11 protein-coding genes and 1 pseudogene are annotated in these 13387 nt (G+C 45.7%); 8 read left to right on the top strand and 4 right to left on the bottom strand.

The genetic code is table 11. The features are described from left to right. The first annotated feature begins 39 nt into the window (after positions 1-39). From METHO_RS07665 to METHO_RS07640, 8 genes are all read left to right on the top strand, one after another. Positions 40-2598 (top strand): eCIS core domain-containing protein, encoded by a 2559-nt coding sequence (locus tag METHO_RS07665; protein WP_015324968.1) that lies wholly within the window; start codon positions 40-42, stop codon positions 2596-2598. Positions 2599-2849: 251 nt separating this feature from the next. Continuing rightward, the gene (locus METHO_RS13140) at positions 2850-4370 is read left to right on the top strand and encodes an eCIS core domain-containing protein (protein ID WP_015324967.1); all 1521 of its coding nucleotides are present in this window, start codon (positions 2850-2852) and stop codon (positions 4368-4370) included. Between the two features lie 306 nt (positions 4371-4676). After that, positions 4677-6983, top strand: a complete 2307-nt coding sequence (locus tag METHO_RS07655) for an eCIS core domain-containing protein (RefSeq protein WP_015324966.1) — start codon at positions 4677-4679, stop codon at positions 6981-6983. Positions 6984-7121: 138 nt separating this feature from the next. Further along, positions 7122-7280 carry a hypothetical protein gene (locus METHO_RS13705; RefSeq protein ID WP_156811075.1) on the top strand — a complete coding sequence of 53 codons (159 nt, stop codon included), beginning with the start codon at positions 7122-7124 and terminating at the stop codon, positions 7278-7280. 26 nt (positions 7281-7306) lie between these two features. Further along, positions 7307-7507, top strand: a complete 201-nt coding sequence (locus tag METHO_RS13895) for a hypothetical protein (protein WP_172635193.1) — start codon at positions 7307-7309, stop codon at positions 7505-7507. Between the two features lie 10 nt (positions 7508-7517). Then, on the top strand, positions 7518-8306 hold the full coding sequence (locus tag METHO_RS13135; RefSeq protein WP_172635192.1) for an eCIS core domain-containing protein: 789 nt from the start codon (positions 7518-7520) through the stop codon (positions 8304-8306). A gap of 104 nt (positions 8307-8410) precedes the next feature. Next, positions 8411-8839 (top strand): YybH family protein, encoded by a 429-nt coding sequence (locus METHO_RS07645; protein WP_015324965.1) that lies wholly within the window; start codon positions 8411-8413, stop codon positions 8837-8839. A 62-nt stretch (positions 8840-8901) separates the two neighbouring features. After that, a complete protein-coding gene (locus METHO_RS07640; RefSeq protein WP_015324964.1) occupies positions 8902-9387 on the top strand; it encodes a hypothetical protein in 486 nt (161 codons plus the stop codon). Positions 9388-9459: 72 nt separating this feature from the next. Here the strand turns inward: METHO_RS07640 and METHO_RS07635 are convergent, their stop codons facing one another. The 4 genes and pseudogenes from METHO_RS07635 to mtaC form a co-directional block, all read right to left on the bottom strand. After that, positions 9460-10272 carry a nitrilase-related carbon-nitrogen hydrolase gene (locus METHO_RS07635; protein WP_015324963.1) on the bottom strand — a complete coding sequence of 271 codons (813 nt, stop codon included), beginning with the start codon at positions 10270-10272 and terminating at the stop codon, positions 9460-9462. A gap of 41 nt (positions 10273-10313) precedes the next feature. After that, a pseudogene (locus METHO_RS07630) lies at positions 10314-10733 on the bottom strand (RNA-guided endonuclease InsQ/TnpB family protein); the annotation flags it as partial. A 67-nt stretch (positions 10734-10800) separates the two neighbouring features. Further along, positions 10801-12180, bottom strand: a complete 1380-nt coding sequence (gene mtaB / locus METHO_RS07625; protein ID WP_015324962.1) for a methanol--corrinoid protein co-methyltransferase MtaB — start codon at positions 12178-12180, stop codon at positions 10801-10803. A gap of 14 nt (positions 12181-12194) precedes the next feature. After that, a complete protein-coding gene (gene mtaC / locus METHO_RS07620) occupies positions 12195-12959 on the bottom strand; it encodes a methanol--corrinoid protein MtaC (protein WP_015324961.1) in 765 nt (254 codons plus the stop codon). Positions 12960-13387: the final 428 nt, after the last annotated feature.

The following is a 13387-nucleotide window of genomic DNA, read 5'->3' as shown; positions in this document are numbered from 1 at the left end:
AATTTCGTTTTTGTTACATCTGTAATCAAGGGGGAGAAGATGGCTGAAAAAGCCGCAGTGTTTGCCAAAACATCAGAACCCAAGCAGCAAAGCTCAAGTCTCTGCAAGCAGGAGAGCGATGTCAATAATTCCGGCTCTCCTGCTGAGAGGATATTGCACCTGCAGCGTACAGCAGGTAATCAGGCGGTCCAGAGACTGATCAGATCAGGTGTTTTGCAGGCTAAACTCAAAATAGGCCAGCCTAATGATATGTACGAGCAGGAGGCTGACAGGGTAGCGGAGCAGGTCATGCGGATGCCACAGCCAAAGGTGCAGCGTAAGTGTGCTAGGTGCAACAAGGATGAAAAAAAGGTTTTACAGGCAAAAAAATTGCCTGGAAAGGTGTCGGTAACTCAGGAACAAGATGTGCCATTAATTGTACACGATGTGTTGCGCTCTCCAGGGCGGCCGCTAGATACAGAAACCCGCGCTTTTATGGAGCCACGCTTTGGATATGATTTCAGTCAGGTGCGTGTGCATACGGATTCAAAGGCAGTGCAGATGAACCGTGACCTGCAGGCACAGGCATTCACATATAATCAGGACATCTATTATGGAGGCGGGAAAGCTCCTGATAAAAATGAGTTGACTGCACATGAATTGACTCATGTGGTGCAGCAAACCGGTGGGGTTCAAACCAAAAAAGTTCCCGAGCAGCCGTCTGTCCAGTTAAAATGTTTAGCTTGTGAAAAAAAGAAAGCGGAGATACAACGGTCACCTGAGATATCAGTATCCATGCCTGGAATACAAAGGTGGTCACTCTTTGGTGATAACGAAGATAAGAACGAATCTGATAGTTCAGGTGGAGGCATCTTAAGCTGGGTTGAAGAGAAAGCCAATGAAGTGGTAAACTCTATTACTGAAGCTGGAGGCGAAGCGGTTGATTGGGCCAAGCAACAGGCAGGCGCAGTTATTCAATCTGGAGATGGAGCTGGACAGAAAGGCGCTGATAATAATATATCCGGGACAAGCTTCAGCCCGGCTGCACTGGCAGCAGCAAAACAGCTGGCGGGCAAATTAAAATGCAAATTATCAATTGGCCAGGATGGAATTACTCTTGGCTGCGGGCGCATTAAGTTAACAGATCCCCAGGAAGAAAAGGTTCTAGAATTTCCTAAATTGTCGAAAATTAAGAATTTAAAAGACTTTATAATTGCAGGAGTAAAGATCGAGCCTGAACTTGGACTTGATATAGGTCCCAGCCTGTGGCTGAGTGTTGGCTCTATCACCCTTAATGATGTTTTAATTCGGATTGATCCCCTGCATGATACCTACATAGGACAGGGGCAGGTTAATGTTCCGATAGGCAGCCATATTGTTGTCGAAGTTGTGGGCAAGATCAGTGCCGGTGCCACACTTTCAATTCCGGTAGAAGGAATTAGCATTCCTATTAAAGGTTTTGCTGAAGGGGGGCTTCGGGGTGAAGGTATAGGCTCTACTATCTTTAACTTTCAGGAGATAGTTCGCCTATCATATATTCAGGATAAATTTATGTTTGACCTTGACAGTAAAATTAAAGCTGGTTTTAAGGTACAGTTCAATGTTACACCATTCTTAAATGTCCAGTATAAGATAGCTGAAAGAGAAAAGCGTCTATGTGAGTTTACTGCACCATTCTGGACCTGGGAAATTTGGATTAAGGCTGAAGAGCTCTCTATTCCCATTTCAATAAACCCAAGTAAAGGTGATAAACCTGTTACGGTTGGACCTATAACTAAACAGGTTATTTCCGGTGAGGACATTGAAGGTGATTTATCACGAAATCTGCCAGGTCTTCAGGGAAAATGTACAAAGTTCTGCGATTTAATTGAAGGTATTGGTGATCCTTCTCAATTGATTGTTGCACAGAGTAGTATCGGTCAGGGTCAGGTTTTCAGTACGGACAAGGATAAGATTTTGAAAGCACTTTCAAATGCAGCTGCTGGAGTCTGTGGGAAGAAGAAAGAGGCGCCAGCACCAGTAGGTGCCTGTCCTGTGCCACCACCCTTGCCGGTAATTCTTCTACTACCGTCTCTCAAAAGTGATGATCTTAGTCTTTATGCGGCCTGGCTGGATAAAGGACCGCTACAACATCGAGTTGGTCGTCCGCGTGACACAAATCAGTTATCTAGATGGAATGCTCTTATGCCAGGCAGAGTGCCAATATCTACTAAACAAAGAGCAGAGAGGCTTGGACTTAATATGGACGATATCATCCGTCCGTACTGGTCAAAGAGCCATGTCCTCGGTGATCGCATGGTTGTTGATCATATAGTGGAAATGCAGGTGACGCCAATAGGCCGCGAGACACAATTCGACCTTCTGCCTAATTATCGGTTGATGGAAACAGGCGAGAATTCTTCAGTAGGAGCGGAGCTGGTTGCAAATATTAGGAAGATGAGAGAAGCACTCGAAAGCCGTGGTGGATCCATATGGAGGGATTGTGACCTGACTTTTGACAAAGTTTCTGCTGCAGGACGTAAAACGCCTTCAACTTGGACGCAGGAGGAGCTGCAGGCTGGCAGACAGCTCGATGCATATGAGAGACTGGGTAAGCCACCAAGACCGCCAAAAATTTAGCCAAGGTTCCCGACTCAAACTATTGAAGCTTAACGCCTTATTTATAAGTTCAAAGCAAACTTGAAGTGTAGAAATTCTACTTATACCAAGAGGTATGCTGCTATTTAATTTTGGATATTCAAATCACAACTTTTTCTTGGTTTAGCAGCACTCAGTTTCATTAAGATTTTCAAGGGAAAATAGCTTCTGTCTATATTATATTTGAATGCTGATTTAGAAGTTTCTATATTAGTATAATAAGGGATGAATCCATGGCTGAAAAAGCCGCAATTTATGCCAAAACATCAGAACCAAAGCAGAAATGTTCAAGTCTTTGCAAGCAGGAGAGCCGTGTAAATAATTCCGGCTCTCCTGCTGACAGGATACTGCATCTTCAGCGCACAGCAGGTAATCAGGCAGTCCAGAGACTGATCAGATCGGGTGTTTTGCAGGCTAAACTCAAAATAGGTCAGCCCAATGATATGTACGAGCAGGAGGCTGACCGAGTTGCTGAGAAGGTCATGCAGATGCCAGAGCCACAGGTACAACGCAAATGTGCTAACTGTGATGAGAATGAAAAAAAATTGCAGCTTAAAGAGTCATCTGGAAAGGTGCCTGTAAATTCGGGCCAGGATGTGCCATCGATTGTACACGATGTGTTGCGCTCTCCGGGGCGGCCGCTAGATACACAAACCCGTGCGTTCATGGAGCCTCGCTTTGGACATGATTTTGGCAGCGTGCGGGTGCACACGGATTTGCATGCGGAGCAATCCGCAGATGCCGTAAGTGGCCAAGCTTATACCGTGGGATCTCACGTGGTTTTCGGAGCAGGGCGTTATTGTCCAGCTACTCCCAATGGACGGCGCTTGCTAGCGCATGAACTCACCCATGTAGTACAGCAGAATGCATCTCCTCTGTCATCGGGCATCGTACAGCGCGTTCCTCTAGTCACAGGAGCTGAAGGCGATGTAGTCGCAGAGCGTGAGTACGGGAGCAGTGGAGCTCCCAAAGCTCAGAATTGTGGCCGTCCCTCATGGTGTCCTGCCGGATTCTGTGAACCTTACCGCAGCGAAAAGCTGGCGGAATATTACCGGAGCAAGAAAGCATGGTGGATAATGAAAGGGATTTCTGCAGCTGTTGACAGCCGCGTGGTACCCCTATGGAGCGAGTACCTGTGGGGTGGATCGTCGCCGAAGAACCTGAGTGCTGACTTTGGCAAGGACTTTACCAATTCACCGACAACGAAAGAGACTACAACTTTCCTCTATGATGAGATAAAGAAAAGCCTTACCGCAAAACCACCGTCTGTTCCGCTGTATTCCAATGATTATATAGACCTCAACACTTTAATACCGAAGGCTATTTCGGAACTCGACGATCCGGCGAGCCTAAAGCAGATGAACTTTAACATTCCTAAAGACATTCCTGGCAACCTTGCCGGGGGTATCGGCAAAAACCAGCTCTCCTGCCCAGCGGGAGCAAAACCCTCTCCTTTCAACGACGAGCGCCATGCGGGCGGTATGGTGAAGCTGACGCGGTTGGCTTCCAGTGATCTTATCGTGACCCCTTACATCAACTATTCCGTGAAGGATACTATCGATCTATGCCCTGGTGACTGCGGAACAATACTTGAGCAGATAGCTACAGTACCATTGTCTCAGTTTGAGGCTACGGGGATTTCAGGGGATGTGCCCTTCACGGTGGAGTTCCCTGCACCTTCTATGGGATCGTTCACGATCTATGTGCCCCTTTCGAAGATACCTGGTCCGGTCCCATCTCCCAAAAAACCATGAGAAGATGGGGTAGAATCACATTAACCTTATCTAGGGAATGCAATGAGACCAAAAAAAAGGGGTACCTAACTATCGCGTGGAGCGAGAAGAGCCTTGATCTGCGCCCCTTCACTGAGATTTGTCAGATGAACAAATACCCCCTAGTTCCTCGCAACAAATCATTGCGTTTCTGCATGAGATTGGGATGATCCGAATATCCAATTGCATATAAACGGCATTTTAAACAGAAAAGTAGTATTCAGAGGTTCATTAGTTCGAGTATCCTGAAAAGACATAAAATCTAAAATCAAAATTGAAGATGGTCACATGACTGAAAAAGCTGTTACGTTTGCTAAAACACCAGAAACAAAGCAGAAAAGCTCAAATTTAATCAATCAAAAAAATGGTAAAGCTTATTCAGTCTCTCCTGCTGAGAGGATACTGCATCTTCAGCGCACAGCAGGCAATCAGGCAGTCCAGAGACTGATCAGATCAGGTGTTTTGCAGGCTAAACTCAAAATAGGCCAGCCTAATGATATGTACGAGCAGGAGGCTGACAGGGTAGCGGAGCAGGTCATGCGGATGCCAGAGCCGCAGATGTCAAATGAAAAAAATGTTTCTGAACCTGCTCCGAACAACTCCATCCAGCGCAAATGTCCAGGGTGTAAAAAGGGAATTAAGATCGGGAAGGAAGAAGAGGACGAGAAACTCCAGAAAAAAGAAGCTTCTGGCTCAACTCCAAAAGTGACCCCAAAATTAGAATCCAATATCAGTGCCATCCGCGGCGGCGGCCGGCCTCTGCCTGAATCTGTGCGTGCTTTCTATGAACATCGCTTTGGTCATGACTTCAGTAATGTGCGCGTGCACACGGATTCGCGGGCAGATGCATCGACCAAGAGCGTTGACGCATTTGCCTTTACTCTCGGAAGTGACATCTCGTTCCGTAGTGGGCACTACTCTCCAAATACGCAAACTGGCCAGCGATTGCTTGCGCATGAGCTCACGCATGTCGTGCAACAAAGAGGAGGCAGCGAATCCCTCGGCATTCGGCGTGCGCCGTTTGGCATTGCGCGTGGCATCGCTGGGAATTGCATTGGCAGCGCAGATAATTGCACTCTAGGCACTGACATTCACCGATTCATTCAAGGGCTGATGGTGGGACTGTATTCACCGGCAATGTTCGCCGAAGTCGCTATTCCGGGGGGTGGCACTTCGGGGAGCAGTATCGATTGCCAGTTGCCTGGCTTTGTTGACCTGTATGGATCGTGGCCTATAGGTATTGTTCCGGCAGCTCCGCAAGGCCGCATGTTTCCACCGCCCATTGCAACATTTCCATCGCCAGCGCCTGTGCCCGGCCCTGTGATGCTCGGTTCCATCAAGCCATTTACCACACCAGCTCCAGTTGCTCACGCCGATCTTCTTAGTTACATTACTGCATTAGATGCATACGCGGGAGCATCGGGCAGTATGCTCTCAATAGCGGAGCCGATGACCGTGCCCACTAATCCGAGTTGGACTTTACCCGGACTTCCTTTCCCATTCTCACCTGCGACACTCCCGCAGATGATCCATATCTTCACGACCATGGATGGGATGTATTGGTACTTCTGCAGGCCGATGATCGAACTGGCATGGCTCGCAGCACGTGCCGCCAGTATGATCGCCGAAATGATGGATGAACTAAAGAAGGCCGCCGAAAAATTGGGGCAAAAGATCGCTTACGCATTTGAGGTGGTGCTTTCCAAGCTTGCCGCTGCTGCTCATGCTGTCCGGCAATTCCTCGAGGAATGGGGCACGACTATTTTGGCGATAGTTGCACTCATTGTTGTGGCCATCATCGTGGTCGTTTTCTGTGAGGTTATTATAACAGCAATAGCCACGGCAGCGGCGGCTATAGTTGCTTTCTTTGCAGAAGCCGCCGCGGGTCTGCTCCCGCTGGCAGGTTTAGCAGCGCTTTTGCTTCTCCTACTCCCCTCTGAGGCAAGTGCGGCCGAAAACCCGCTGCAGAAGCCTTTGGGAAAAGGCTCTCCATCCAAGGGTGGTGGAAAACAGTCGCCGGGAGGACCATCGGCGCTTGGGGAATTATTGAACAAACTCCAGGGCAGAATCTCCGGCCCTATGTCGCAATCACCTCAGAACGCTATGTCGGATACATTGCAGATCATTGATGATGCCGAAAAATCTGTTCGGCTTGTACCTGGAGGAGACCTGCTCGTTCAAGTCCTTAAACTATTGAGACAACTTCTCAAGGAACAACGGCAACAGGCGTCGCAGCTCCCGCCTCGTAAGACCACCGTACCAACCACAGAGAAGGAGCGGCCGACAGTGGGCGCTCCTCCACAGAAGACGACGGCTAAGAAGCAAGCGATCAAAATGAAGGTGATCGAGGGCATGAACTTGGATACTGTCGTGGTTGGGAATGCTTATGGGGTTGTCAATATGCGGACCAAGGAAGTCGTACTCCTGAAAGTGACGAGCAAAGAAAGAAAGGGAAAGGACACGACGGTGACCTTCCTGTCTCTAGTCGAGTGCAGCCCGGACTACCATTGCAGCCAGGGTGGAAACATTTACACCGTCACTCACCCTTATCGACCCTCAGACGCTGCAGAGTTTAGTCTTACGTCTGAAAAATGAATCGCCTTACAGACGCTTGTTTTCGCCTCGTTACCGAGGTAAGCTTGCTCGTGCAAACTGCTGCGGCATCGAATTGTCTCAATTGGGTCTGACTCAGAGGTTTTGCCGATGTGATTTTTGCAGATAATGGTGATTAAAATGGCTGAAAGAACTATTGTAGCTACCAAAAAACCGGAGGTAAGTATATATGCTCGAATTCCTGCAAGCAAAGGTCAAGCTTCAATTCTTCAGGATTTCCTGCTGACAGGATACTCCAACTTCAAAAAACTGCAGGCAACCAGGCGGTACAGAGACTGATAAGATCAGGGGCTTTACAGGCTAAAATGAAAGTTAGCCAGCCTAATGACATTTACGAGCAGGAGGCTGACAGGATGGCGAAGCAGGTGATGAGTATATTGGAGCCGACGGTACAGCACAAGTGTACTGGATGCAATAAAGATGAAAAGGATATTTCACAGACAAAAAAAGTTATCGAGACAGATGCCTGTAACTCAATACCAAGATGTGCCACCCATAATTCGTGAAGTTTTACGCTTGCCTGGTAAGCCGCTGGATCAGGTTACCCGTGCTTTTATGGAGCCACGTTTCGGGTATGATTTCAGTAATGTACGGGTGCGTAGCGAAGCGCAAGCTGCAGCATCAGCAGAAGCAATAAATGCCCATGCATATACCGTTGGCCAGGAGATCGTCTTTGCGAATGGCAAATACGCACCCAAAACAGATGCAGGGAAAGAATTGATTGCACATGAGCTGATGCATCTCGTACAACAGACACAGAATGTTCAAAGAAATATCATACAGAGGAGATCTGGATGCTCTTCTTCCCAGGATACAATTATTACGGAAGATCATCGCAGAGCTCGAGAGATGCTGTCGAATGCCATCGATGTCGTCTCTTCGTATAATGGGACAAACCCGGCTAAGGTGAGAAATGCCCTCTCTGCTCACTTTCATAGCGCTACAAGCAATGCCTTTGCAACTTGGATCAATCTGAATTTACGGATTCTCTGGGCATTGACGTGGATGGCAGGCTACAAATGTTATACAGGTGGAATCGTGGAACGTACGTGGGCATGCCGTTCCGATAATGAACTTGCCACTACATTCTGGTGTGTGCCAGGAATCGATATCCGCTTGTGTCCATCTTATTTTAGTCAGAGCGCAATCGAGCGCTCGACTACTTTGATCCATGAATGGATACATAAATACGGCTGTAATTTCGATCTGGGCTATGAACATGAAAAAAAATATAGCAAAAATCGGACTGTAACCCAACTTCTCAACGCTGATTCTTTTGCGAATTTTATTCGCGATGTGCAGTGATCAGCACTATTCCAAAACCACAGTGCAGGTTATGCACATGCAATAACATCTCATCAGATTACATGAGAATTTTTCATTTCATAAGATAATAGGAGGAAATGAGTATGGATACAGAAGAGGTGCGCAGTATAATAAAAGACATCATCATGGATCTTGTTTCTGCCATACAAACTCAGGACATAACAAGAATAGTACAGTTATATACAGATGAGCCGAAATTCATGCCACGTGGCGGCGATATTCCCCAATTTGGTCCAATTCCTGACAATCGCTGGTCTAAGGAGTACATCAGTAAGTACTGGAGTGATATTTATCAGATCGTTGGAAACAGTTTCAAGTATATTCAATACACAAAAAATATTGATGTACTTGGCGATGTGGCATACGAGATAGGAGTTTACAGTTTTGCAGCAGAAACAGGAGTAGGTAAAGATCTGGAGGAAGGAACATACTTCATTCTCTGGAATAAAGAGAACGATGCATGGAAGATTACAGTACATATTTTGAACACTACAAGTGATCCGAAATGGTGAGGCTTACCTATTTACTTTACTGCACGAATAAATTCCATAATATAATTTAAGGAGGCTATTTTATGAGTATATATGATTTCAAACATGGAGTACGAATCCCTGCCGGGAGTTGCTCGACTTACTCTAATACTCCTAAAGCTGAATTGATCAGTGCGAGCGGGGGATTGGACGTATTTAACTATGATGGACCTATCGATGTTTCCTGTGTTTGCCAACTCCCGGTTTTGGAGAAGGCAATTATCCGTCAGTTTGTGATGGTTGGAAATGTTGAAAAAGGTGAGATTTACGCAGAGATAGGTGGGGTACGATGGAATGCACCACGGCAACATTTGTCTTATGCAGCGATCAAAATGTTGCCAAGTACTCCTTATGAAATTCCGTTGATGAAACAAAAAAAGGTGGTTTTAAATCTTCCAATTTCTGGAAATAATAGTTTGACCACAGATCGGATACAATGCTATTTTATACAGGCTCGCTTTTACTCAGATTCAGCGGTAACTATTGAACAGGCTCTTTCGCTTTTTTATTTTGAAGTATACTGGGATTAACATAAACCTCTTTTTTAACTGGTCTGTCTTTGACTACTTGGTACCAAAACCTCATGATCTGCATCTTTTAGCTTAATACAGGTCCAACTGCCTGTCATCCAAGAGCGAAACCTTGCCCCTTATCCTTTTTGTTTCATCAGTATCTATCTCCCCTATAATGAAACACTCATCCTTCTCAGCTTCTGCTTTCACATTTCCCCATGCGTTGATTATCATGGACTTACCAAAGTATGATGCAAAGGGAGCAGTACCTACCCGGTTGCAGGCAATATGAGGTATCTGGTTCTCTATCGCTCTGGCAGTTGTGAGCGCTTTCCACTGGCCAGCTTTTGGATCTGCAAATCCACCAACTGTGACCAGAATATCCGCACCTGCAAGTGCCAGTTTTCTTGAGATCTCAGGAAACCGCAGATCAAAACATATCTGCATTCCGATGGTTATATCATCACTTGCAAGTTTTATCGGCAGGATATGCTCTCCCCTGGAAAAATGTTTTCTTTCCAGCCCGTACAGGTGGGTTTTTCTGTAAACCCCGGAGAGCTCCCCGGATCCAATGCAAAAACCCAGATTATGATATCTGATCTGATCAGGTTCATCCATCTGTTTTTCGATCATGGAACCAATGAGGACACAATCGTTTGCTTTTGAAAATTTTAATAGTCTCTCTATGGTGGGGTATGCCTCAACTCTCCGGGACGCAGAGGTCTCAGCAATCGATTCCAGACCTTTATAGCAAAAACCCGTTGAAAACACTTCAGGTAACACTATGATCCTGGCACCCGAATCTATTGCTTTATCTGTCAGTAAGAGGGCTTTTTCAATGTTCTGTTCTTTTGAACACTGGATGATATCCATCTGAATACAGGAAACCTTGATAGTTGTCATTTTAACATGTTCCCCTTACTTCATGAGGATCTCTTAATGAACTACCACCTGTTAAAGCATGTGGCTTCCTGGTTCATTGTTGAGCCTAACGGCTCAACTCCGCAGGCTTTTACCGTAGTCCCTACGGCTAACTTGAGAATATTAATAGCAGCATTATGATCTCTATCCAGAACTAATCCACAGTTTGGACATCTGTGTGTTCGCGTAGCAAGTGTCTTATCCACTTTTATACCACAAGAACTACAGTTTTGAGATGTGTTGTGAGGTGCAACCAGTTCAACGATCTTACCAGCTTCTTCCGCTTTGTACATCGTATACTGAATCAGTTTACCCCATGCAGCATCATGTATTGATTTAGATAGCTTAGAGTTTCGGACCATATTCCTGATATTCAAATCTTCAAAGACCACTAAGCCATATTTATCAACAAGAGTCCTGCTGAGTTTATGGTTAAAATCATTCCTCTTATTGCTTCAATGTTATAAATTAAGAGTAAGGGTTTGAAGTGAAACCCTCACATTCACGCATTTAGAGACCGTAGTTCTCTGGCTTGAATACCTTTATTTCGGCCTTGTACTTGCTCATGCAGTCGCTCATGAACTTGTCAGCATCTGCAGTAAGTGCTTCCAGTTCGCCCTTTGCCTTCAGCAATGCATTGATCTCGAACTTTGTCATCTCAAGGCCCTCTGCGGCGGTCAGCAGGTTGCAGCATTCCACAGCAGCGTTCTTTGCACGGAGGTACAGGTCGTTACCGTCCTTGACAATTGCCTGACCGATCTTGTATGCGTTGTCGTATGCAAGGATGTAGGACTGTGGGTCTCTGTATTTGTCAGATGCCACGAGCATATCCCTGAGGAGCTTTTCGTTTCCGGATTTGAGTGCAACGTTCATCAGAGCACAGTCATAGCTGAGGGTCTCTGACCAGCACTGGACTGTAGTACCTCCGAATTCAGAGTGGTATTCGACGGATTCGTTGGACCAGAGGTCACAGCACTGCATGATCAGGTTACCCATAACATCGGAGTGAGCACAGGTAGAGGTCTTACCTTCAAAGGCCATTGGCATACCAGTGATTGCCTTTACGAAGATGTTCTCGTATCCGCAGTCCTTTCCTGGGCCTACTGCACCGGCTTCATATCCGGATAGCGTCCTTGCTCCTGCCATGCTCCTTGCGATGATCGCGAGGGTGTGTGCCAGGTTCTTGTCAAGAAGTCCGCCTGCAATGAACATTGCAGTGTTTGCCTGGGCACAGTCAGTGTCACCGGCTGCAATGACATTCTTCTTCTGTGCTACCTTTGCGATGTCCTGCCAGAGGTATTCCATGTCCATGCTGCCCAGTACGCCTATTGCGTAGAGCATACCGCCAATGTCGTTCCTCAGAATTGCATAGTCAAAAATCTCCTTTCCACCCATTGATTCAATGGATAAGAAGTCTGCTCCACCTTCTGCAACAGCTTCGAATGATTCCATAAGGACAGGGTACTTGTTTCCTCTGAGGTCCATGTAATCCTTGTTCTCTCTGATGTCACCGGGAGTGTGCCTCAGTGCGGACTTCAGACCATATTCCTCATAGTACTCTTCCATGATGGTCTTCTGTGCGTGTGCAATCTCGCCACCCCATGATGGATTGTTGGTCATCTGCTGCACATGTTCTGTTTCAAGTACTACTGCAGGGAAGCCTACCTGTACCATTCTCTGCAGAATGTCCTTTGTGATCCTCTGGTATTCATTTACCAGCTTCTCTTTGGAAGCGCCTGCTTCTGGTCTGGGTGCATAGTTTACTTCAGCTGTAGTGGATCCTGCACCAAGCTCAATTCCAAGTCCTGCCTTTACCGGATATTTTGCACGGCCGAATACCATCTCATCTGCATTTGCATAAGCCATCTGTGTATATCTTTTTACTGCCATTTTTTTCACCTCGTTCAGTGTTTGTGGAACATCTCTCTAAGCTTCTCTACGCCAGCACCCTGTAAAATAGCATCTGCCATCTTTGGTGCATCTGCTGCTTCCTCACCATAGACACCAAGGTTGTATGTTGAAACGAAGTCCTGGTTAACTGCTCCGCCGCCGCATGCGAAGGGTATCTTAATACCGGCTTCAAGGAGCAGGTCGTTGACCTCTTTGAAGGCATACATGGTGGTTGTCATTAATGCAGTACCTGATACCAACAGAGGCTTGTGATCCTTGACAGCTGCGAGGACCTCTGCTGCTGGTACATCTCTGCCAAGATCGACCACTTCATAACCATTTGCTCTGAGAAGTGCTGCAACAATAGACTTACCAATGTCGTGAACATCTCCTTCTGCCACGTGAACAACGATCTTTCCTTTTGTTACCGGGGACTCGCCAGATTTTTCCTTACAATATTCGATACCATCAAGCATTGCATCTGCAGACATCATAACGTTTGGCAGGAATATTATGCCCTGGTCATACAGTTTTGTCACTACACCCATTCCAACCATCAGGGCATCATCAATGAGGGATATTGGACTTTTTCCAGCTGCAATGGCCTTTTCCAGGCCTGCAATCACATCGTCCTCTTCGCCTTGGAAAATAGCTTCAGCGATGGGGCGGATGAGAGCATCCTTTGGATAAAGCTCTGCTGCAGCATCTTCCGGAGTCATTGATTTTTCCATTTTTACGTTGTATCTTACTAATATATCCTTGTAGTCTATTTTTAACATACTACACTTCCTCTATTTTTTAAGGCTTAACTAAGCCTTGATCCAATCTACCTTCATAGGTCTCTAGACCCAGGTATGCAACTTTTATTTATCTATTTAAATGTTTGGTTTGTATTGTTTAGATATATAATCTTTACTTATAATGCAAGTGGCTCCAATTTACTAGATGTTAAAAATAGTATGCCTATTGATATTGTTTTATTGATTAATATTTTTAAAAAATAAAATTGATATATACTATAGTGCAACAATACTTATATAACACAAACCAAAAAAGCAACATTCGGAGGTAATATAAATAGATTGTTGCAACAAAGTATGGGAATAATTTCCATTCAAATCCATTGTGGGCTATCAATTGCGTTTTTTTTGAACTGGTCTCTATTTATCTAAAATAGATCTTAATGAAGCAAAATATTAAAATACCA

The sequence above is a fragment of the Methanomethylovorans hollandica DSM 15978 genome (assembly GCF_000328665.1).
GTDB classification, from domain to species: domain Archaea; phylum Halobacteriota; class Methanosarcinia; order Methanosarcinales; family Methanosarcinaceae; genus Methanomethylovorans; species Methanomethylovorans hollandica.
The sequence above is the reverse complement of the archived record's forward strand: the minus strand, read 5'-3'. Positions and strand labels throughout refer to the sequence as shown.